This window comes from Indolivaga capnocytophagoides DSM 22835, assembly GCF_000426485.1.
Classification (GTDB): Bacteria; Bacteroidota; Bacteroidia; order Bacteroidales; family Dysgonomonadaceae; genus Dysgonomonas_A; species Dysgonomonas_A capnocytophagoides.
In genome coordinates this window covers 357,140-381,900 of sequence record NZ_AUFL01000004.1, presented here as the reverse complement: position 1 = coordinate 381,900, position 24,761 = coordinate 357,140, and the positions used below count along the sequence as shown (strand labels likewise).

Annotated in this window: 14 protein-coding genes, 1 tRNA gene and 1 riboswitch; of the genes, 8 read left to right on the top strand and 7 right to left on the bottom strand. The window is 37.5% G+C overall.

Annotated elements, in window-relative coordinates:
• Positions 1-11: 11 nt before the first annotated feature.
• The 5 genes from K322_RS0101700 (at position 12) to pdxY (ending at position 9,546) form a co-directional block, all read left to right on the top strand.
• Positions 12-3,158 (top strand): SusC/RagA family TonB-linked outer membrane protein, encoded by a 3,147-nt coding sequence (locus tag K322_RS0101700; RefSeq protein ID WP_051290551.1) that lies wholly within the window; start codon positions 12-14, stop codon positions 3,156-3,158.
• A 100-nt stretch (positions 3,159-3,258) separates the two neighbouring features.
• Positions 3,259-4,884: a RagB/SusD family nutrient uptake outer membrane protein gene (locus K322_RS0101695; RefSeq protein WP_026625305.1), complete on the top strand. Its 1,626-nt coding sequence runs from the start codon at positions 3,259-3,261 to the stop codon at positions 4,882-4,884.
• A gap of 125 nt (positions 4,885-5,009) precedes the next feature.
• Positions 5,010-5,912 (top strand): hypothetical protein, encoded by a 903-nt coding sequence (locus tag K322_RS0101690; RefSeq protein WP_026625304.1) that lies wholly within the window; start codon positions 5,010-5,012, stop codon positions 5,910-5,912.
• Positions 5,913-6,000: 88 nt separating this feature from the next.
• Positions 6,001-8,529, top strand: a complete 2,529-nt coding sequence (locus tag K322_RS0101685; protein WP_051290554.1) for a sugar-binding domain-containing protein — start codon at positions 6,001-6,003, stop codon at positions 8,527-8,529.
• Between the two features lie 168 nt (positions 8,530-8,697).
• Entirely contained in the window at positions 8,698-9,546 is an 849-nt protein-coding gene (pdxY, locus tag K322_RS18300; RefSeq protein WP_157279366.1) for a pyridoxal kinase, read from the top strand.
• Between the two features lie 4 nt (positions 9,547-9,550).
• Here the strand turns inward: pdxY and pflA are convergent, their stop codons facing one another.
• From pflA to K322_RS0101660, 4 genes are all read right to left on the bottom strand, one after another.
• Positions 9,551-10,267 (bottom strand): pyruvate formate-lyase-activating protein, encoded by a 717-nt coding sequence (gene pflA / locus K322_RS0101675; RefSeq protein ID WP_026625302.1) that lies wholly within the window; start codon positions 10,265-10,267, stop codon positions 9,551-9,553.
• Between the two features lie 144 nt (positions 10,268-10,411).
• On the bottom strand, positions 10,412-12,643 hold the full coding sequence (pflB, locus tag K322_RS0101670; protein WP_026625301.1) for a formate C-acetyltransferase: 2,232 nt from the start codon (positions 12,641-12,643) through the stop codon (positions 10,412-10,414).
• Positions 12,644-12,921: 278 nt separating this feature from the next.
• A riboswitch (cobalamin riboswitch) is annotated at positions 12,922-13,124 on the bottom strand.
• A 395-nt stretch (positions 13,125-13,519) separates the two neighbouring features.
• Positions 13,520-15,265, bottom strand: a complete 1,746-nt coding sequence (locus K322_RS0101665; protein WP_026625300.1) for a phospho-sugar mutase — start codon at positions 15,263-15,265, stop codon at positions 13,520-13,522.
• 123 nt (positions 15,266-15,388) lie between these two features.
• A complete protein-coding gene (locus tag K322_RS0101660) occupies positions 15,389-16,222 on the bottom strand; it encodes a TerC family protein (protein WP_026625299.1) in 834 nt (277 codons plus the stop codon).
• Between the two features lie 213 nt (positions 16,223-16,435).
• Here K322_RS0101660 and K322_RS0101655 point away from each other — a divergent pair, with 213 nt between their 5' ends.
• On the top strand, positions 16,436-17,914 hold the full coding sequence (locus K322_RS0101655; RefSeq protein WP_026625298.1) for a DUF3943 domain-containing protein: 1,479 nt from the start codon (positions 16,436-16,438) through the stop codon (positions 17,912-17,914).
• A 91-nt stretch (positions 17,915-18,005) separates the two neighbouring features.
• Here K322_RS0101655 and K322_RS0101650 read toward each other — a convergent pair whose 3' ends face one another.
• The 3 genes from K322_RS0101650 to secDF form a co-directional block, all read right to left on the bottom strand.
• On the bottom strand, positions 18,006-18,587 hold the full coding sequence (locus K322_RS0101650) for an FKBP-type peptidyl-prolyl cis-trans isomerase (RefSeq protein ID WP_026625297.1): 582 nt from the start codon (positions 18,585-18,587) through the stop codon (positions 18,006-18,008).
• A 103-nt stretch (positions 18,588-18,690) separates the two neighbouring features.
• Complete coding sequence (locus K322_RS0101645; RefSeq protein ID WP_026625296.1) at positions 18,691-19,863, bottom strand: MalY/PatB family protein; 1,173 nt, start codon at positions 19,861-19,863, stop codon at positions 18,691-18,693.
• Positions 19,864-20,061: 198 nt separating this feature from the next.
• Entirely contained in the window at positions 20,062-22,959 is a 2,898-nt protein-coding gene (gene secDF / locus K322_RS0101640) for a protein translocase subunit SecDF (protein ID WP_026625295.1), read from the bottom strand.
• Between the two features lie 363 nt (positions 22,960-23,322).
• On the opposite strand from secDF, the gene K322_RS0101635 reads away from it, so the two are divergent.
• Both K322_RS0101635 and fbp read left to right on the top strand, forming a co-directional pair.
• Positions 23,323-23,396: transfer RNA gene (locus tag K322_RS0101635), tRNA-Met, on the top strand.
• A gap of 237 nt (positions 23,397-23,633) precedes the next feature.
• Positions 23,634-24,653 carry a class 1 fructose-bisphosphatase gene (gene fbp / locus K322_RS0101630; RefSeq protein WP_026625294.1) on the top strand — a complete coding sequence of 340 codons (1,020 nt, stop codon included), beginning with the start codon at positions 23,634-23,636 and terminating at the stop codon, positions 24,651-24,653.
• Positions 24,654-24,761 lie beyond the last annotated feature (108 nt).

The following is a 24,761-nucleotide window of genomic DNA, read 5'->3' as shown; positions in this document are numbered from 1 at the left end:
AATTAATGACCATGAACAAGCATTTGCACATATCTATGAAACAATCGCTAAAACGTTGTTTGATGTTGCTGGTTACCTTTGGACTATTATTTAACCTTACTGCCCAGTCCGGGCAGGATGTGTCCGGGGTAGTAGTATCGGCAACCGATGGAGAACCTTTGGTGGGAGCATCTGTCGTACAAAAAGGAACAACTAATGGAACAGTAACAGATCTGGACGGTAAATTCTTAATAAAAGTTCCGGGGAACGCAATTCTTGAAATTACTTATTTGGGATTTAAAACCACATCTGTATCTGTGGCTAATCAAAAAACTCTGAATATTCAACTTTCGGAAGATAATAATGTTCTGGATGAAGTTGTGGCTATCGGATATGGTGTTCAGAAAAAGAAACTCAATACCGGAGCAACAGTTCAGGTAAAAGGAGATGACATCGCCAAACTGAATACTACCAATCCATTGCAAGCCTTGCAAGGAAAGACTCCGGGTGTACAGATTTCGTCTACCTCGGGTCAGCCGGGAGCTGATATGAAAGTAACAATACGTGGTCTGGGTACTGTGGGTAATGCGGCACCATTGTATATAATTGACGGGATAGAGGGTGATATCACTTTGCTTAATGCATCGGATATACAATCTATTGATGTACTGAAAGATGCTGCTTCTGCTGCGATATATGGTGCGCAGGCTGCTAATGGTGTGGTATTGGTAACAACCAAGCAAGGATCTAAAGGTAAAGGGCAGGTTTCTTTTGATGCATACTTTGGTGTTCAAAACGTTGCCCGAAAAACTAATATGCTTAATGCAAAGGAATATAAAACCATCATGGATGAGCAGTCTATCAATTCGGGCAGTTCTCCTTATAATTGGAGTAATTTAGGTGATCTGGCGGATACAGAATGGTTAGATTATATGTTTAAGGACAATGCTAAAACATCCAATTATGCATTGAACATCAACGGGGGATCTGAAAATTCAGTTTACTCGATGTCTTTAAATTATACCAGTCAGGAAGGTATTGTGGGAGGAAGTAAGGTTTCTAATTACGAAAGATACGGATTCCGTATTAATACCGAACACAAACTGTATTCCAATATTTTGAAGGTTGGACAACATTTAAACTTTAATTATATCAAGAACAGAGGTATTGGTGTAGGTAATCAGTATAATAATACTCTGCGTGGAGCGTTTAATACTTCTCCTTTATCACCTGTTTATAGTGATAATAATGTGTATGACAGCCCGTATAATGATACTTCAAAATCATTGTGGTATACCGGAGATAGTAACCCATACGGATCGATGATGACAAATTCGAACAATAAGAATAATGCTCAGAAGTTAATGGCTGATATATATGCAGAATTGGAGCCTATCACAAACTTAAAAATTCGCTCTACTTTCGGTATTAATTATTCTTCTTCGGATTACCGAAGTTTCACTCCTTTGTATCAATTCTCGGCATATACATACAATACCGATCATACTACAGTTAATCAGAATATGAACAAAGGTCAGACTTTGACATGGACAAATACTGCAGGATATGATTTTAAACTGAACGAAGATCATGCTTTTTCTGCTTTAGTTGGTGCGGAGATTGTTCGTTATGACGGTTCATACTTATCAGGATCTAATTGGAATTTACTATCTCAGTTTAATGACTTCTCTCACGCATATCTGGTTAATACAACAGGTAAGGCTCATCTTGATAGTGATGGCAATATAGTGCATACCAAAACGGCGGATGGTGGCCCTGATAATAAATACCGCCGCATATCGTACTTTGGTCGTATAGGCTATAACTATGCCGAAAAATATATGTTTAATGCAACATTGAGAGCTGATGCTTCATCAAAATTTGCATCGGGACATCGTTGGGGATACTTCCCTTCATTCTCTGCAGGATGGAATATTTCGAATGAACCGTTTATGCAGTCAATAGCGAAAGACTTGTCTATCGACCAATTGAAGTTAAGAGCCAGTTGGGGACAGGTTGGTAATCAGAATATTGATGATTTTCAATACTCAGCACCTATTAATACTTCAAATGGAGAGTATGTATTCGGTACAGATAAAACGAACACTCAAGGTGCTTATCCCAGCAGATTGTCTAATAAAAATATAAAATGGGAAACTTCTGAACAGACTAATATCGGTTTGGATGCATTGTTTTTGCAGAGCCGTTTAGGTGTGAATTTCGATTTTTATGTTAAAACGACTAAAGACTGGCTGGTAAAAGCTCCTATTCTGGCAACAGCCGGAGCAGATGCTCCATATATTAATGGTGGAGATGTAAAAAACACAGGTTTTGAGTTAGCTGTTTCTTGGAGAGATAAAATTGGCGATGTAAACTACAATGTATCTGCCAATGGTGCTTTTAATAAGAATAAAGTCGGAAATATACCTACTCAAGACGGTATTATTCACGGAGCAACTAATATGTTGTACGATAATTCGGAAGAATTTTATAGAGCCGAAAATGGATATGCTATCGGTTATTTTTATGGATACAAAACTGCAGGTGTTTTTCAGAACGAACAGGAAATCGCAGATTGGAAGGCCTCAGGTAACGGTATTTTGCAATCGAGTGTGAAACCTGGTGATGTAAAATTTGTTGACCTCAATCATGACGGTAAAATAGATGCATCTGATAAAACTGATCTTGGTAACGGCATGCCGGACTTTACTTATGGACTTAGCTTTGGCTTAGACTACAAAGGCTTAGACTTCTCTGTTACAGCAAATGGTTCTGTTGGAAATAAGATCGTACAATCATATAGAAATCAGACAAACTATCTGGCTAATTATACTACAGATATTCTTGACAGATGGACAGGAGAGGGGACTTCAAATAAAATTCCTCGTGTAACCAATTCCAATATAAACTGGATATTCTCAGACTTATATGTACATGATGGCGACTTCTTAAGAATCAGTAATATAACATTGGGTTATGATCTTTCGCATATTATCAAACTGAAAGCTATCAGCCAACTTCGATTTTATGCATCGGTACAAAACGCATTCACATTTACTAAATACAATGGAATGGATCCTGAGATTGGTTACGGAACAGAAGGTTGGGTATCGGGTATCGATTTGGGGTATTATCCTCGTCCCAGAACTTATTTGTTTGGAGTTAACATAAAATTCTAAGGTCTCAGACTTATTTATTGCTTTGATCGAATATCTAATCAGAGCAAGTGTGATTGAAAATGTATTGTTAAAATCGATCATTTATTTAAAAGAAAAAACAATGAAAACGTTTAAATTCAATATAATTCTGGCATTAGCTTTAGGCTTTGGGCTAAGCTCTTGTTCCAACAGTTTTCTCGATGTAGAATCTGAAACCAATATAACCGACGATAATTTTTACAAGACTTTGGCTGATGCCGAAATGGCTCTTGTCGGATGTTATGATGGATATCAGAGAACGAGCTCTAATGGAAATTTATCTTTTTATGTAGTATCGGAAGTGCTTTCTGATAATTGTTTTGGGGGTACCGGTAATACTGATGGCAGAGGCTATCAGGCACTAGACAGATTTGATATTTCGCAATCTCCATCAGATAATAACCTATTCAATGGTACATGGACAGATTATTATGCAGGTATATTCAGATGTAATACTTTATTGCAGAAACTCGAAGGTGTATCGTGGGGAGACAGCAATCAAACAGCAAAGGCTCGTATTGAGGGTGAAACCCGCTTTCTGAGAGCCATCCTATATTTCGATTTGGTACGTCTTTTCGAAAAAGTACCTTTATTGACAGAACCTACTACTGCTAATTTACCTCAATCTGAACCGGTAGAAACATATAAACTGATAGCTCAGGATCTGAAGTTTGCAGCTGAAAATATTCCTGCTGATGCTTATCCTAAGTCAAAAGCAAAAGAGAATGATGGTAGGGTAACCCGCTATGCTGCCGAAGCTATGCTGGCTCGTGTATATTTATTTTATACAGGATATTATGGCGCAGATGATTTGGGTGTAACTAAAGCCGAAGTTTTGAGTGGAGTTGAAGATGTGATCAACAGTAAAGAATTTGATTTGATTCCTACATTTAAATCTTTATGGCCTGCAGCCAGTTATGTTGCGAATACAGCAGATAATACTCTTGATAAGTCCGGATATGCGGGAATGGGTAATGTGGAAACAGTATTTGCTCAAAAATTCAATAGTACAACAGACTATGATGGAAATGTAGATGGTAACCGCTGGCTTGTAATGATGGGGTTACGCAATACCAACTTCTCTCCTTATGGTAAAGGTTGGGGTGCTTGCACTGTCAATCCGAGGCTGGTTAGTGCTTATACATCTCTTGATTCCAGAAAAACTGCATCTATGATAGATATAGAAGGAGAAGGTATTTTAAACACTTTCGATCTCGCCGGACAAAGAGAATACACCGGATATTCGGTCAAGAAATATACTCCTACTGCATTACCTGATGGAACTTCGGATACAGGTGGCTTAAATGATTTTCAGATATCCCAGGATCAGGATTTTGTAGTTATTCGCTATGCTGATGTGTTGTTGATGGCGGCCGAATTGGGGTCTGCTAATGCCCAGTCATATTATGACTTAGTGCGCAAACGTGCAGGACTTACTACTAAAGCTGTATCTCAAGCTAACTTATTGGAAGAACGCCGTCTTGAATTTGCATTTGAAGGTCTTCGTTATTGGGATTTATTACGTCAGGGATTGGATGTTGCTGCATCAACGATCGCTCAAACGCAATCTGTATTGAGCGGAAATGCCAGTGATGTGGTAACTATAACTGCCGACAATATAAAAACTACTCGAGGATTTATGCAAATTCCTAATACACAGATAACATTGTCAAATGGAGTCTTGATTCAAAATTCAGGATGGAAATAAGGTCTCATACCTTTAAAATAAGTAACAGAAGGTATAAGTATTGCATCATTTTAAAGCGGTAACTATCTGTTGTATTTATGCTTACAAAGTAAAAAAATAGGTCTGAGACCTTAATATCGTAAATTATGAAAACTATATATAAATCATTACTGATACTTTTTAGCGGGATATTATTATTTTCGGCATGTTCTCCTGATGATCCGAAATTAGATACTCCAATAGCAAAAGATAAACTGAGTTTCGAGGCATATCAGGATTCAGAAAATCCTAATAAAGTTATCATTAAATCGAATAACACCAGTGATATTGTTTACTGGTCGTGGGACAATACTTCCGGTTCAGCGGGTGGTTACACTACCAACTATTCCGATACACTCAAGTTTGGTTTTGCAGGTAAGTATACCATCAATTATTCTATAGCGTCGAATGGTGGATTGGTCGCAGCAGACCCAAAGGTTATAGATATCACAACTTATGATCTCGACTATATGGAGAAAAGCGTTTTATGGACGTACCTGACAGGTGGAGTGGGCAAAGAAAAGACGTGGTACCTTGACTTGGATGCGAGAGGTAAATCGGTGTACTTTGACGGCCCTATGTTTTTCTATGGGACAGATGACAGCTGGGAGAGTGTAACCGAAGGTAAAACTGTAGGAGGAGATTCTTGGAATTGGAGTCCTAAATATTCGGAAAACACCTGGCTCATGTCTGCTGTCGATTATGGTTCGTTGACATTCGGAGCAATAACAGGACATACACTGGTTGCTGATAAGAAAGCCGAAAGTAAAACCGAAAACGGATCTTATTGGATGGATGTAGATAAGCATACTTTAACCACTACCAATGCTACTATCCTGAGAGATTCGGGCCGTATTGCCATAGTTACTAAATGGACAAGTATGAAGATACTGTCATTGACTGAAAACTCCATGCAGTTAGCTGTTCTTCGTGACAATGATCCGAGTGAAGGACCTTGTCTTTTAGTATATAACTATGTGTCAAAAGCCTATTACGATAGTCATAAGTAATCTTCTTATCATTAAAATCCAAAGAGATTATATCCGATCTCTTTGGATTTTATATATATATCACTTTATGAATTAGTGCCTTATGAAAATGAATTTCAGTATCTCATTAATCAATTATATCTGCATCAGCTTTCTGTTCTGTAGCTTAACCGCTTCCTGTTCTTCTGAAAAACAAGCACGGCAGATTGCGGACTTTACCGAAAACTGGAAGTTTGTACTTGGAGATCCACAGGATGCTTATCAGCCTCAATTCGATGATAAAGAATGGAGGACTTTAAACTTACCTCATGATTGGAGTATCGAAGCCGATTTTTCATTATCGAATCCCGCTACACCCGGCGGAGGGGCTTTGCCTGGAGGAATAGGATGGTACAGGAAGGAGTTTTCTGTCACCCAGTCGGATAAAGAAAAGAATATATATATAGATTTTGATGGTATATACTGGAATAGCAAAGTCTGGATTAATGGGCATTTGCTCGGAGAAAGACCCAACGGCTATATTTCGTTTCGTTACGATCTGACTCCATATCTCAAGTATGGTGAAAAAAATGTGATAGCTGTGCGCGTGGATAATTCTAAGCAGCCTAATTCAAGGTGGTATTCAGGATCGGGTATTTACCGTAATGTCTGGTTAGTTAAGGTGAACCCTATACATGTAGATCATTGGGGTACATTTGCGTCGACACCTTTTGTAACGGAGGATAAGGCTGAAGTGAGAATGATAACCCGAATTAAGAATGAACGCAAATCGAATCAGCAGATAGAGTTATCGTCTATTCTTATTGATGCCGAAGGAAAAGAGGTTAAACGAGTTTCTTCAACAGTGATAATTCCTGCTGATGATACATTATCGGTTGATCAGCTCCTGCTTGTCGAAAATCCGGTCTTATGGTCGGATACAAATCCTTATATGTATAAGGTTGTAAGCGAGATTAAACAGGATAACAAGCTTATAGATAACTATGAAACTCCTTTAGGTATACGTTATTTTGTATTTGATGCAGATAAAGGTTTTCTATTAAACGGTAAATCTGTTAAAATAAAGGGAGTCTGCAATCATCACGATTTAGGTGCATTAGGTGCTGCTGTGAATGTCAGAGCCATAGAACGTCAGTTGGAAATTCTGAAGGAAATGGGATGTAATGGGATACGTACGGCTCATAATCCTCCTGCTCCTGAGCTATTGGAACTTTGTGACAAAATGGGATTCATTGTTATGAATGAGACATTTGATATGTGGAGAAAGAAAAAATCTCCATATGATTATTCTCAGTATTTTCCGGAATGGCATGAGAAAGACCTTGCCGATTTAATCTTACGAGACCGTAATCACCCTTCGGTATTTATCTGGTGCATTGGGAATGAAGTACTGGAACAGTGGTCTCATATCGATGCTGATACCCTGAATTTGCAGCAGGCAAATCTGGTTCTGAATTTTGCCAATACATTGGATAGTAAAAAAATACAGACCAAAGATTTACATGTTAACTCGTTATTGACAATAAAACTGGCAGATATTGTGAGGAAATTAGATCCTACGCGCCCTATATCGTCCGGTAATAATGAAACGGAGCCAGATAATCATTTGTTTCGTTCGGGTGTAATGGATATAATTGGTTTTAACTACCACGAATATAACTGGCAGGAAGAATTTCATAAGAAATTTCCAAATCAAAAACTGATTGTTACAGAATCTACATCGGCTCTGATGTCGAGAGGATATTATAAGATGCCATCTGACAGTATTGATATATGGCCCGAGAGATGGGATAAGCCATTTGATCGTCCTATACATCAATGCTCATCTTATGATAATTGTCATGTGCCATGGGGAACTACTCATGAGGAGTCGTGGAGATTGGTGAAAAACAATGATCATATATCCGGTATATATGTTTGGACAGGCTTTGATTATCTTGGTGAGCCTACACCTTTTTGGTGGCCTTCTCGAAGTTCTTATTTTGGAATAGTCGATCTGGCGGGTATTCCTAAGGATGTGTATTATATGTACCAGAGTGAATGGACAGACAAAAATGTTTTGCATATATTTCCTCACTGGAATTGGCAAGAGGGACAGAATGTCGATGTGTGGGCATATTATAATAATGCAGATGAAGTAGAGCTTTTCCTGAATGGGAAATCATTAGGAAAGAAATCAAAGAGTAAAGATGTATTCCATGTTGTTTGGCGTGTTCCTTTTACAAAGGGTACATTAAAAGCAGTATCGTATAAAAATGGAAAAGAAGTTTTAACAAAAGAGATTAAAACAGCCGGAAAGCCAGCAACTATTAAACTAACAGCCGATCGAAGTAAAATTAAAGCGAACGGCAAAGATTTATCCTTTGTTACGATTGAAGCAGTGGATGAAAACGGCATACCTGTACCGACAGCTGATAATCTAATGGACTTTTCGGTTTCGGGAGATGGCTTTATTACCGGAACTGATAATGGTGATCCTACAGATTCTGTTTCTTTGAAAAAGCCGCAGAGAAAGTTATTTAACGGCAAGGCTGTTGTTATTATTCAATCAGGAAAGAAACCTGGAAAAATTACACTTACTGTAAAAACTGAAAAGCTGAAAAGTGCTACACTAGATATAAGCACATTTAGAGACTAGTTTTGATGAAAAAGGTTGTTTCGGAAGGAAGGGGTAAGATGAGATTATAAGTAACAGCAGGTATTTGATGATACTTTAGTTTATAACAAACTTACTCCTTCCTTTTTTGCTCTTTCTGAAAAATTATCCCTTACTTTACTTTCTCAAATGAGCAGTTTAAAAGGTAAAATGAAAAAGACAGATTTAGGTTTCAGAAAGAAGATACTTTCTATTCAGAGTCGTTTGGTATGTGGTTATGTTGGGAATAATATTGCCGAATTGGCAATACAACTGCATGGATTGGATGTTATAGCGTTCCCTTCAGTGTTGTTTTCCACACATACCGGAATATCTCGTATATATGGTAGTGCTACATCAAAAGCTCTTTTTGATGAACTGGTAGAAGGAATTAAAGCTATAAATGTCATTAAAGATGTTAATAATATAATTACCGGCTATATAGGTACTCCAGAAATTGTTGAGTCTTCGGCACAGTTCATTAAACATATCAAAGATCAATATCCTGATCGCCTATATATCTGCGATCCTGTAATGGGGGACTTCGATCAGGGCATGTATGTTTCCGAAGAGGTCGAAAAATCTATTTCAGAGTATTTGATCCCTCTTGCAGATGTGATGACTCCTAATCATTTCGAATTGAAACGGTTATTGAAGAGTGATGCTGATACAGTCGATTCAATTCTGGAGGCTGTGGTTGCCAATCCGTTGTTGTCTGAGAAAAAGATAATAGTAACAGGATGTATTCTTAAAGATACACCCGCTGATATCATAGATATGCTCGTTATACAAAACGGACATGCCGATCGAATATCATCACCTAAACTAGATATCGCAATGGTAGGAGCCGGCGATTTGTTTACTGCTATTATATCCGTGCAATTAGCTAAAGGTGCGGATTTATTACGTGCGACTGAATTAGCGTCCGAATCCTTGTATAGGGCTTTAGTTTACTCTAAAGAAAGAGGTGTGATGGAGATGAATTCGGAATGCTTGTTGCATTGCCTGAATTTAGGCTGATACGTCATACTTTTAAACCGTAGCTCCTAAATATTTCAGTCGTTTTTGATATGAGTTCTGCTGAAGGAGGATTAACATCAGATAGTTTGTATTCCTGATTCAGCTCTTTCCACTTTTGCATTCCCATCTGATGAAAGGGTAGGATATCCACACGCTCAACATTTTTTAATCTTGACACAAATTTAGCCCAATTGTGTAGGTCTGCTTCATCATCAGAATAGCCCGGAACCAAAACATAGCGTATCCATATCGGCTTATTTATATCTTTAAGGTATTCGATAAATTTTAGTGTTGGTTCTAGTGGCTTCCCTGTCAGTATCTGGTACTTCTCTGGATTGATATGTTTGATATCCAAAAGGACTAAATCTGTATATTTTAGAGCTTCCCTGACTTTATCATTTAATATAAACCCAGATGTGTCGACAGCTGTGTGCATTCCTGTATCTTTGCATAATTTGAATAAAGATGCCACAAATTCGGGTTGCAGCATAGGTTCTCCCCCTGAGATAGTAACACCCCCTTTGACAAAAGCCTTTACCTTAATAACCTCTTTGAATGCTTCCTCGGGTGTCATTTGATATTGAACTTTGCACATGTTCCATGTATCAGGATTATGGCAGTATAAACACCTGAGTGGACAACCCTGCATAAAGAATACAAACCGGATGCCGGGACCATCCTTTGTTCCGAAACTTTCAAAAGAGTGAATCAAACCTTTCATATCGAATCAAGAAAATCAAGCAGAGAAAAAGAGCTTTTCTCTGCTTGTAAATATACTAAGTAAAAGAATGTATTTAATTATATATTTTCAAATTATAACAAATTCAGATTGTTATAATTGCCAAAGTAATAAAAGGTCTGCAACCTAGAACGAAGTTGTAATCGTTCTATTGATAACATCCAATTGTTGTTCCTTTGTTAATTTAACAAAGTTTACAGCATATCCTGATACACGAATTGTTAACTGAGGATATTTTTCGGGATGATCCATTGCATCGATCAATAGGTTACGATCAAAGACATTTATATTCAAGTGATGACCTGTCTGGGCAAAATATCCATCCATCAGTCCCGATAGATTTGCCGCTTCCTCTTCTCTGTTTTTACCCAAAGTGTTCGGCGTAATGGCAAACGTATAAGAAATACCGTCATTGGCATGTTCGAATGGTAATTTAGCGACAGACGAAAGTGATGCTACTGCACCTCTGGTATCACGTCCGTGCATTGGATTGGCTCCCGGCGCAAATGGAGTGCCATCGCGGCGACCGTCAGGGGTGTTACCTGTTTTCTTTCCATAAACAACATTAGAAGTAATAGTTAATACCGATTGAGTAGGTATTGCATCTTTATACATCTTGCGTTTACGGATTTTGCTCATGAATTTTTCAACGATATCAATGGCAAACTGGTCTGTATTATCGTCATTATTTCCAAACGGAACATATTCTTTTTCTTGTATATAATCAACAGCATCGCCATCAGCATCTCTTACAATACGTACTTTCCCGAATTTGATAGCCGCAAATGAATCTGCAATAATAGATAAACCTGAAACTCCGAATGCTTGAGTGCGTACAATATCTACATCATGCAAAGCCATTTCAAGAGCTTCGTATGAATATTTGTCGTGCATATAGTGGATAATATTCAATGCTTTGACGTATGTTTCGGCTACCCAGTCGAGTGTACGGTCAAATTTATCCCAAACTTCATCAAATTCAAGATAATCTCCCGAAATTTTTTCCACCCAGTGTTTTGGCAATACCTGAGCTTTCGTTTTCTCGTCTTTACCCCCGTTTATAGTATAAAGGAGAGATTTAGGCAGATTGGCACGAGCACCGAAAAATTGCATCTGATGTCCTATACGCATAGGAGACACACAACATGCAATACCATAGTCGTCACCCAATTGAGGACGCATCAAATCATCATTCTCATACTGAAGTGAAGATGTATCAATTGATACCTTTGCACAATATTTCTTCCAGTTCTCAGGAAGCCTGTCACTCCAAAGGATAGTAAGGTTCGGTTCCGGAGCGGGTCCAAGGTTATATAAAGTATGTAGCATTCGATAGCTGTTTTTAGTAACCATCGATTTACCGTTGTTAGTCATACCTCCGATTGATTCAGTAACCCAAACCGGATCTCCGGAGAATAATTCGTTGTATTCATTTGTTCTAAGGAAACGAACGATACGAAGTTTCATAATGAAATGATCGATCAGCTCTTGTGCTCCCTGTTCTGTAAGTGTACCTTCTTTCAAGTCTCTTTCGATGAAGATATCAAGGAAAGTAGTTACACGTCCAAGGCTCATCGCGGCACCGTTTTGGTCTTTAATAGCACCAAGATATGCAAAATAAGTCCACTGTATAGCCTCCTGTGCATTTTTTGCCGATTGAGAGATATCAAAGCCGTAAGAAGCAGCCATACGTTTTAAGGCTTTTAATGCTTGTATTTGTGTACTTAATTCTTCTCTCAAACGGATCAAATCATCCGTCATAACTATAGGGTCACACTCTTTGAAACGTTTCTCTCTTTCGCTGATAAGTCTGTCTATACCATAAAGGGCAACACGGCGGTAGTCTCCGATAATACGGCCGCGGCCATAAGCATCGGGCAGACCTGTCAATAAGCCGTTGCTGCGGGCACGACGAATACTGTCTGTATAGGCCGCAAATACTCCTTCGTTGTGTGTCCTGCGGTATTTTGTGAAAATCTCAGCAGTGGTTTCATCCAGTTTATAGCCATATTCTTCAAGGCTCTGTTGAACCATACGAAGACCACCATTCGGGAAAATAGCTCTTTTCAGTGGCTTATCTGTTTGTACACCGACTATCTTTTCAAGATCTTTATTTATATATCCAGCGCCATATGCATCTATTTGCGATGGAATGCGGGTTTCGGCATCATAAATTCCATTTTTCTTTTCTTCGAGAAACATTTCACTAAGAAGCTTCCATAATTGATTGGTCGCTTCAGTCGGACCTTCAAGAAAAGATTCGTTTCCGGAGTACTCGGTATAATTTTCCAAAATGAAATTGTTAATATTAATTTCATTCTGCCATTTAGTACCTTTAAAATTTCTATATGCTTCCATTTTATATAATATAGTGTTTATGTATATAAATTTATAATAAGAGTAACCAATAAGGTCTCAGACTTTTTTATCGACTTTGCAAATATAAAAGCAATAGGTAGTTATTCCTCGGATATATCCTAAGATACTATCTGTTACCTAAACTATCGAAACAGCTTAAATACATACAGGTAATTATTGTTGTGGTTTCATACATAACAATAATACTACCATAAATTCTATTGACCAGTTTTTAGTTATATGAATCTTATTTGTCTGCTTTATAAACCCGAAAGCCACAAAAATGTATACATCAGGCAGGTCTTCTGACTTGCTTCATTATTGGTTGTCCTTCCCGTTGTGCATAAACAGTGGATCAAGCAGTACCAATAACATCAGAGAAGCTTACAGCAGCGGGGTCTGTTCAGGATTTACACCTGATTCCCTTTTCACTTTTTATTCGGATATATGAATAAAAAGCACCTGAATAACGATGCAAAGTTAATAATATTATTGATATTCGACTGCTTGTCAGCCAAAAGATTTGTATTATTGATCTAATATCTGAGCATTAGAATTTTAAGATCGCAGACCTTTTTGTTAACATTGTAAGCATAGATACAACAGACTGTTATCGCTTTTAAGTGTGTCCTTAAATTTAAGTTCTAAAAGGTAACAAAAGTAACGCCAAAAATACACATTTTCAGGTGATACCTTTTTATCTGCTAATCTGATTTTGGTAATGATAACTGTTGGCTGAAGGCTGATTTCAAAGAATATTTTACTTATAGATAAAAATAAATAATCAGCTTCGGGTTTAGATAAAGAAAGCCGATGGACTAAATCCACCGGCTTTATACTGCTATATTAATAGGTCTGAGACCTTAAGACATTTGATCAGATACCTAAATCTTTACAGATTTGCTCGATCTTTTTGTCTGTTTCTTCATTTACTGCTGAAAAGTCTGCACGAGACGCTAGTTTTCCATGAACTTCGATATAGAACTTAATTTTAGGTTCTGTTCCTGAAGGACGGATAGATACTTTAGTCTTATCTTCGGTAAAGTATTGCAATACATTAGAAGTTGTAGGCATATCCATCTTGCTAACCTCTCCTGTTATAGTATTTTTTGATTCAAGAGGAATGTAGTCTTTTACGGTAATGACTTTTGAACCAGCAATTTCTTTTAACGGATTATTACGGAACTTATCCATCATAGCTTGTATCTCCTGAGCTCCGGTTATTCCTTTTTTCACAACAGAAATACCTTTTTCTTTAGAGAAGCCATATTCAACATAAATATCCTGAAGCATCTGATAAATAGTACGTCCGTTATCTTTGCACCAAGCGGCGATTTCGGCAAATAAAGCAGCAGCAGATACAGAATCTTTATCACGGATGAAGTCTACGGCAAGGAATCCGTAGCTTTCTTCACCGCCACCGATGTATTTACGTTTACCTTCAAGTTCGCGCATAACTGTTGCTACCCATTTAAATCCTGTGAAACATTCAAACATTTCCACGCCATTCTTTTCTGAAATAGTCTGAGTCAGTTCGCTAGTCACAATAGTGCGAACAGTGTATTCTGTTCCTGTAAGCTTACCTAGCTCTCTCCAACGGGTAACAAGATAATAAACGAGAATAATCATTGTCTGATTACCGTTTAATAAAACAAAGTTACCATTATCATCACGTACACCTGCACCAAAACGGTCTGCATCCGGGTCTGTAGCGAAAACAAGATCAGCTCCGGTTTCTATTCCTTTCTGAACAGCCATCGCCATTGCCGCAGGTTCTTCTGGATTCGGTGATTTTACTGTGGGGAAATCTCCACTTACAACATCCTGTTCGGGAACATGAATGATGTTTGTAAATCCGTATGCTTTAAGAGCTTTAGGAACCAACTGCCCTCCTGTTCCATGAATTGGAGTATAAACGATTCCGATATTGCCATGTTTTTTCACCGATTCGGGTGATAATAATACACTGCGTACTGCTTCGATAAATTGGTTATCCATATCTTCTCCTAATTTTTCAATCAGGGATGGTTTGCCTTCAAATTTGATATCAGCAGCAGTTACTTTGTTTACTTCGTCTATAATATTAGAATCGTGAGGAGGTGTAACCTGCGCTCCGTCGTTCCAATATGCTTTGTAGCCGTTGTATTCTTTCGGATTGTGAGAAGCAGTAAGCATAACACCACTTTGACATCCTAATTTACGGATTGCAAAAGATACTTCGGGAGTAGGTCTTAGATTCTCAAACAGATATACTTTTATTCCGTTAGCGGTAAATACATCAGCTGTTATTTGAGCGAATTTCTTACTGTTGTTGCGACAGTCATAACTGATAACAACTTTTATTTCGGGTAAATTTGCAAATTCTTTCAATAAATAGTTTGACAAACCTTGTGTAGCTGCCCCAACTGTATATTTATTCATACGGTTAGAACCTACACCCATAATACCACGAAGCCCTCCTGTTCCGAATTCAAGATCTTTGTAAAAGCATTCGATCAGTTCGCTTTTATCAGAGCTATCCATTAACTTTTTTACTTCGGCTTTAGTCTCTGCATCGTAATTGCCTTCCAACCACGAATTAGCCCGAGAAGTAACCAAGTCTAGTAATTCTTTGTTTTCCATGAATTTTATATTTGTGTGATTATTCGTTTTCTTTAGATACAAATATAGTAAAACTATGAAGACCCGCAATCCTACGCATCAATCAAAAACGTATACTATTTTAGCAAAAATGATCCTTTATGATCAATTTTTCTTTTTATGTTCTACTATTTCGGAATCTCTCAATTGAACCGGTTTTGACCGTTTTCTCATTTTCATATTGAAGAACTCTACTAATAGCGAAAATGCGATGGCAAAATAAATATAACCCTTGGGGATTTCTCCTACTACTGTTCCGAAAAGGGATATGTGAGACAAATGGGCTGCTTCTAATAAAAGCATTACACCGATTAGTATAAGAAAAGACAATCCCAATATCTGGATTGTGGGATGTGTATTTACAAATCGACTGACAGGCCCCGAGAATAGAAGCATTATCATTACAGATATAATCACTGCTGTAACCATAATAGCCATCGCACCCTCATATCCGAATTCGTTGAAACTGACCAGACCTACGGCTGTAAGTACACTATCGAATGAAAAAACAATATCCAAAGCTACTATTTGTACTATGACCGATACTAGCCCATTCTTTTTAGCTCCGGAATGGAGGTCTTCTTCACCTTCCAGTTTATGGTGTATCTCGGTAACACTTTTGTATAATAAGAACAGTCCACCACATAAAATAATCAAGCTCTGACCCGATATAGATCCATCGAAATAGGCCGTGTCAAAAGATAATATGGGTTTGGTTAACTGCATCAGCAATGATATACAAAACAGCAATAAAATGCGGAATAGCATAGCACAAATTAAACCTATGGTTCTGGCTTTGCCTTGCTGTTCTTGGGGTAGTTTAGAAGACATGATAGAGAGAAAAACAATATTATCTACCCCTAACACGATTTCGAGAAAGGCCAGTGTGAGTAATGCAATCCAGGCCGATGGCAATAAAAAGGTTTCTAGTATTTCCATTTTAAATAATCTTAAGTATATTCGTGTCACAAATTCTGTACAAATTTAATGGCTTGACAGATATTTTTATAATAAATCGGTTAAGATTATTAGGGGTACTGGTGTTTTTAGGTCTTAGACCTTTTTGTTCGCAAAGTAAGTGTTATAGCGCTAGCTAATTAACCTTGCTGTATAAAATATAAAAAACAGGTCTGCGACCTTAATAAAAATTGAATGAGAAAATATATTTTAATTTTTTCAGTGATACTAATACATCAGAATATATCAGCTCAGTTTCTGATGAGACACAAAACTACAACTCCACATGCTGTTGATTCTTTGGATTTACAGTATTATTCTTCAAAAAAGAACGGATGGGCAGCCGCCGGGCAGGTGATAGGGCTAAATCTTGGTGTTTGGGCTTTTGATAGATATGTACAAAAAGCTGATTTTGCTTATATTGGGTTTAACTCGATAAAAAAGAATCTTGAAAATGGTTTTTATTGGGACAATGATCAGTTGGGAACAAATATGTTTTTGCATCCTTATCATGGTAATCTATATTATAACTCGGCTCGATCCAGAGGATATAATTATTGGGAATCCGGAGCATTTGCTTTGGGAGGAAGTGCTATGTGGGAATTGTTTATGGAGAATGAGCATCCTTCCATTAATGATATAATAGCAACTCCGATAGGAGGAATGGCTATCGGAGAAGTATTTTATAGAGGATCGGATATGATTCTGGATGACAGAAAAAGGGGAGGAGAGAGGGTTAGGCGTGAGGTACTAGCTTTTCTTGTTGCTCCTACTAGAGGCTTAACTCGTTTAATTAATGGAGATGCATGGAAAGTAAGGCCATCTTCGGGACGGCAGTTTGGTATACCGGAGATTAGTGTCGAAATCTCTGCCGGAGTACGAGTATTGGAAATTCAGGATGAAATATTGGATAAAGGGGTAGGATTCGGTACGTTGTTTAGTGCTGAATATGGAGATCGATATGATGGAGAAAACAGTAAGCCTTTCGATTATTTTACAATGCGTGCCAGTCTCAATGTACAAGCTTCTCAACCTCTATTGGGTCAGATTAATATAATAGGCCGATTGTGGGCTGCTGAACTGATTGACAATAGTAAGGATTATTTTAATATCGGTATATATCAACATTTCGACTATTATGATTCGGATACAATTTCGAGTGTCTCGAATGAAATTCCGTATAAAATGGCAACACCTGCAGCTTTTGGTGTTGGACTTATTCATAAGAGTAAACGATTTGCCGATTGGGATTTTAATTCTTATGCCCACATTAATGGTATTCTTTTAGGAGCAACGCTGAGTGATCATTATAAAGTTTCAGAAAGAAACTACAATCTGGCCAGTGGATTTGGATGGAAAACAGGTATAAACATCTCTTATAAGGATAAGATCGGTGTTTCGTGGCTGTATGAAGGATATCGTCTTTATACGTGGAAAGGTTATCCTGAAGGTACGGATTTAGCTACTGTTGATTATAACGAGTTAAATGCTCAGGGCGATAAATCTAATGCAACATTTAATACATCGAGCCTTCGTGTCGATTTAAAACTTCGAGATCAGTGGTATCTGACAGGAATTGGTAGTTTTTACAGACGTTCTACACACTACAAATATTTTGACAGTGTGTATTCTAAAACGGGAGAAGGTAAATTAATGCTCACATACAAATTCTAAGGTTTTAGATCTTGGTTTCATATAAGTACTGATAATACAAAAAAAGCAGATCTGTGGATCTGCTTTTTTTGTTATTTATATTGCAATCGGCTTAGTGACATCCGCATCCTCCGGAACCACATCCGCAAGATTCAGATTCTTCTTCATGACTGCCACAACCGCATCCTGAACCACATCCGCCACCTTGAGGTGCAAATAACGCTGCGATTTCTTCAGCAGAAGCTTCTCTTACTGATAAAATGTTACCTGTAAAATGTAATGTTTCTCCGGCTAGAGGATGGTTGAAATCCATTTTGATAACATCGTCACCAACAGATATAACAGAACCATTCAATCTGTTTCCGTTAGCATCCATCATAGGAACTGTATTGCCTTCAAATACTACATTTTCATCCAGTTTTCCTTCAACCTCGAATATATTGCGAGGCAAATCTACTACATGCTCGTCATCGTATTCACCGTATGCTTGCTCCGGTGTTAATACGAAATCAAAGGTGTCTCCTTCTGATAAATCTTCCAGATTTTTTTCGAAAGCTTCTAACATAGAGTTAGTTCCGAAAATAAATTCCAGAGGATTTTCAGCAGTTGCTTTTTCCATTAATTCTTTTTCGCCACCTTCGCCTACATTCAGGTCGTATGATACCGAAACAAATTTATTAGGTGAAATCTTCATTTTGTTTATTTTATTTATGATTAAAGTTGATAATCGCTTCAGTTGACCTAAAGCTGTTTTTTTATAATATAACAAGAATCATGCCTTTTTGTTGCATTAATTCTTATTTCAATAATGCGTCCTTCAGATTGTCCAGAGCCTGAGCTAAGACACTTCGTGGTGATCCTACGTTCATCCGCATAAACCCATTTCCTTCTTTACCAAACATAGCCCCATCGTTAAGTGCCAACTTAGCATCTTTTACAAATAATGAAACTAACTTATTCTGAGGTAAATTCAACTCCCGGCAATCAAGCCAGACTAGGTAAGATGCTTGCGGTATCATAACCTTTATCTGAGGTATATTCTTTTTCAGATAGTCATTGACAAATTGTATATTCTGCCAAATATACTCTATTGCTTCATTCAACCAGTCATCACATTTAGTATATGCTGCTTCTGTTGCAGTATAGGCAAATATATGACCTTCGTCAAGTTCACTGCTCTTCAGATAATTATAAAATTGACTTCTGATTTCATCATTCGGAACAATAGCAAATGAACTGACAATACCGGCAATATTGAATGTCTTGCTGGGAGCCATAAAAGTGATACTGTTTTGAGCTGCTTTTTCCGATACAGAGGCAAACGGAGTATGTTTATTATCCTGATGTATCAGATCCGAATGGATTTCGTCGGATATTACCAATATATTACGGTCGTAACAGAGCTCCGCCAGATCAATTAGTTCTTGTTTATTCCATACACGGCCTCCCGGATTATGAGGATTACAAAGTATTAAAATCTTACAACTGTCGTCAATAACAGAATTCAGGTTTTCTAAATTCATTTCATATTGACCTGCCGATAATACTAAAGGATTGTTTACAATTGTTCGATGATGTAATGTCGGAATTATACGGAACGGATGATAAACCGGTGGTTGTATGATAACTTTATCGCTCTTATCAGAAAAGCAATCAACAACAAAAGCTATGCCTTTTACTATTCCCGGAATAAAACTGATCCATTCTTGCTTGATTTCCCATTGATGAGACTTCTTGATCCAATTGAGAATCGAATCATAATATGATTGGGCAGGGCAGGTATACCCAAACAAACAATGCTGGGCTCGTTCTATTATAGCTTCCGAAATGGCGGGCGGTGATAAGAAATCCATATCTGCAACCCACAACGGGATCAAGTCTTCACTGCCATATCTTTCTTTCAAGACATCTGTCTTTAAGGCATTTGTGCCTTTACGATCTATGATAGTATCAAAATTATATTTGGACATATAAGTTAAGTAAAATGAGAAGTTTAATGACCTATTGCAATTGGTAGCCAACTTTAGCCGGTCAATGCAATAAAATAATTAGCAGGTCTCAGACCTAAAACGCAACAAATATACGAAAATAAAAGAAAGACAAGCACTCATATTAAAAACAAAAGGCTGCCTATTTTGGCAGCCTTTATATTATATTGGATGAAAATATTAATTTTCGCCTTTTACTTTTTTCGCTTTTTTATCAAGGATTTCATAAGCAATTGGAGTTGCAATGAATACCGATGAATATACTGCTAAAATGATACCAAGCAACATCGCAAAAGCAAAGCTTCTGATTGAATCACCTCCTAGTGTAAAGATACATAAAAGTACTAATATTGTACTTACTGTAGTACTGATTGTACGGGTTAGGGTAGTGTTCAATGAATCATTGATGTTGATACCTATATCTCTTAGCGGATACATATTACGTCTTTCACGCACACGGTCAAAGATAACGACCTTATCGTGAATAGAGAACCCTACAACAGTAAGGATAGCTGCTATAAAGTGTTGGTCGATCTCTAATGAGAATGGCATGAATTTGTGGAAGAACGAATATGCAAATATAATGATGGCAGCATCGTGTGCCACAGCGATTATAGTTCCTACAGAGAAAGCTACATCTCGGAAACGCAACAATATATATAGACCCATACAGATGATTGCGATAACAACGGCTATAACGGCTGCTGTTTTCATATCATCGGCAACACTTGGACCTACCTTCTGCGAACTTTGAATGTAGTCGTCAATAGTTTTACCCGGAGCTATATAGCTGCTTAGAGCTGTAGCCATTTTATCCTTGATCTCAGTTTCTACACTGGTATTAGCATCTTCGATTTTGTAGTTGGTAGATATTCTTACCTGGTTGCTTGATCCGATAGTGATTGTACTTACCATAGCTCCATCGAATTGAGGCTTAAGTGCATCTGTGATATCTTCTGTACTTACCGGTTTATCGAAACGAACGATATAGTTACGTCCTCCCGAGAAGTCGATACCTTTGTTTAACCCTAATGTAAATATCGAAACAACACCTAATAAAACAACAATAGCTGAGATTAAATAAGCTTTGCGGTGCATATTAAGGAAGTTGATCTTAGTATCCATTAAGAAATTACGAACCGGCTTAGTAGAGAATGTCAAATTCAAAAGCTTTCCTTTCGAGAACGCATATGTGTAAATCATACGTGTCATGAAGATCGCAGTAAAGAATGAAGCCGCAATACCGATAATTTCTGTAATCGCAAATCCACGGATAGCTCCTGTTCCAAAATTATAAAGGATAAGACCAGTAATGATGGATGTTAAGTTGGAGTCAAAAATTGCGGTAAATGCATGTTTGTAGCCATCCTGAACAGCCGTTTTGACATTCTTTCCTGAACGTAATTCTTCTTTTGTTCTTTCATATATAAGAACGTTCGCATCCACAGCCATTGCCAAAGCCAATACAAGACCTGCAATACCGGGCAACGTGAGTACAGCATGGAATGACGCCAGTACTCCCATCGTGAAGAATAAGTTGAGTAATAGAGCAGCATTGGCTATAAGTCCTGGAATCAAACCATAAACTAAGCACATATAAGCCATCAACACAATGATAGCTACTACGAAAGATATAACACCTGCTTGGATTGACTCGTCCCCTAACGAAGGACCTACGATATCTTCTTGTACAATACGTACTCCTGCACGCATTTTTCCGGATTTCAGCACGTTTTCCAAGTCTTTTGCTTCATCTATTGAGAAGTTTCCTGTGATAGAAGAGTTACCTCCTTCTATACGGTCATTAACCATTGGAGCTGAATATACATATCCATCAAGAACAATAGCGATTGATTTTCCACGTTCAGCTCCTGTTACGGATGCCCAACGTTTTGCTCCGGTGGTATTCATTTGCATGCTTACGCCCCATCCTTGACCTTGTACCTGATCTGCTTTAGCCGAAACTACTGCATCGCCATCCAGTGCAGGACCTCTTTTCGTACCGTCTCCTCTCAAAGAGTATAATTGGAATTTAGTTTCTTTATCGTCGATTGCTTTGAATCCCCAAGAGAATTTCAAATCGGTGGGATATAAATCCCTTGCTGCGTATAGAATAGCATTAATTGCTGCAGTATCTTTTTTATCTGCAATTGCAACTGTAGCACCTCCGCCCCAATTTCCGTCAAAATAATCGAAAAGAGGTTTGCTGAATGCTTTTTCTGAAATAGCATTAGCTATAGCTTTTTCTTCTTGTGCAGATGCGGTTGAATCTGTAGCGACAGAGTCCGCTGCTACTTTATTTCCTGTTTTTTGAGCTGCAAGAATATCAACACTTCTTGAATTGATAGAACTCAAGTAGCCTTGGATTTCCTGGAGATTGTATGTTTTCCAAAACTCAAGGTTAGCATTACCTTGTAAAAGTTTTTTTACACGTTCAGGTTCTTTTATTCCCGGTAACTCGATTAGAATACGTTCTGCACGATCTAATTTTTGAATGTTAGGAGCAACTACCCCAAAACGGTCGATACGTGTACGTAAAACATTGAATGAGTTATCAGCAACGCTTTGAAGTTCTGTTACTAAAACTTTTTTTACGGCAGCGTTGTCATCGGTCGGATTAATTTGGTCTTTCAACTTAGCACCAAATACAGCAGCTAATTTACCAGACTTATTAATACCTTCATATTTCTCAACAAATAAAGTAATGAAGTCTTTGTTACTTCCCTTACGGTTTTCATCAACTGCTAATTTTAGCGCTTGATTGAATTGAGCGTCTTCTTCATTAGCCAATGATCTGAGCACAGCTGCAGCATCAACTTCGAGGATAACGTTCATACCTCCTTTAAGGTCAAGTCCTAGTCCAATTTCTTTTTCCCGGGCTTGTTTAAGGGTGTATCCTAACCATACTTTTTCTGTAGAAATAGAGTCCAGATAATGACTCTCCGCATTGAGATCCCCGTTTGCGAATTCGGCAGCTTGTTTTTCATAATATCTCGTCACAAATGAGAATGAGAGATAAAAACAGCAGACCAAAGTCAACAAAACGGAAAATGTGATTACAAATCCTTTGTTTTGCATTTTACACTTACTTTTGTTACTATTTTTGTTTTAATATTTAATATTCAATAAGATATAGATTCAGGCTTAATATATTCTTCATGCAATTATCAATCCGATTTTATAAGTGAAGCCTAGCTAAATAGCTACATATAACTTACTTTAAGCCTGCAAATATAATCTTTTTTATCATTTTTTTACCGAAATGCGTGTATAAATTCAGAATGAAAGATATTCTGAAAAATAAAAGAAAAAATCTATTTGATTTATAGTCTCACTCTCAGAGTCTTTCATTAAAGTTACTTGTTTTATTAAATCTTTTTTGAAAATAGACTTGTGAAATAAAAAAATATCTTCTACTTTTGCATCCGCTAATCAGGTAATGGCGGGATAGCTCAGCTGGTTAGAGCGCATGATTCATAATCATGAGGTCCCGGGTTCAAGTCCCGGTCCCGCTACTTAAAAAATGAGAGGCTTACAAGGAATTGTAAGCCTCTTTTTATTTTTATCATAATGTTTAAATTCGGATATTCTTAAATAAATAATCTTCTTCTTTTTTGACAAAATAATAGTTCTTTCAAAACATTCATTTAAAAAGTGCGTTAATATAATTAATATCAAAGTAGAAGATCGGATATAAGGAAAGTATGCTGATGTTCGAATATTTAAAAGAAATTATTTAATTGCGTTTAGTTATGAAGAAAAACACAAGAAAGACATTGGATGAATTTATTATTGAAAGGCAAGACGACTTTCAATACTCTACAGGCGAATTATCCAGACTATTAAACTCGATCTTATTAGCTGCACGGGTTGTGAGCTATAAAATTCGTAAAGCCGGTTTAATAGATATTATTGGTTCAGTGGGGACTACTAATGTACAGGGCGAGGATCAGCAGAAGTTAGACTTGTATGCTCATAATGTATTTGTGGAAACACTTGTCAACAGAGAAATTGTTTGTGGTATTGCTTCTGAAGAAAATGACAACTTTATCACCATTGAAGGGCTTGACGAAGCCCATAACAACAAGTATGTAGTATTGATGGATCCTTTGGATGGATCTTCAAATATTGATGTGAATGTATCGGTCGGTACTATATTTTCTGTGTACAGACGCATATCTCCGGTTGGTACACCTGTTACGATGGAAGATTTTCTTCAACCCGGAGTAAAACAAGTTGCTGCCGGCTATATTCTATATGGTACATCTACCATGATTGTGTATACAACAGGTAAGGGCGTAAGCGGTTTTACACTCAACCAGGCAATCGGTAGTTTTTATCTGTCGCATCCTAATATGAAATGTCCTGAGGATGGAAACGTATATTCGGTGAATGAAGGAAATTATGTACATTTTCCTCAAGGGGTAAAAGATTATATTAAATACTGTCAGGAAGAGAAAGATAACCGTCCGTACACATCCCGTTATATAGGAAGTCTTGTTTCGGACTGTCACCGTAACCTTATGAGAGGTGGTGTTTATATGTATCCTTCGACATTTAAAACTCCCAAAGGTAAGCTTCGTTTGCTTTATGAATGTAATCCGATGGCTTTCATAACAGAACAGGCGGGAGGATATGCTTCTAACGGACGTACCCGTATATTGGAAATGAAACCGACTGAATTGCACGAAAGAACACCATTTTACTGCGGAAGTAAGAATATGGTAAAGAAGGTCGAAGAGTTTATAGCAAAGTCTGACGAAAAAAAATGAAAAAAGCAGGATAATTATTTGTCCATTCTAAAAATTTTATAACTTTGCATCTATCAAAATGAAGTAGAAATGAATTTTCAATTGACAAATACATACTGGTGGTGGCGC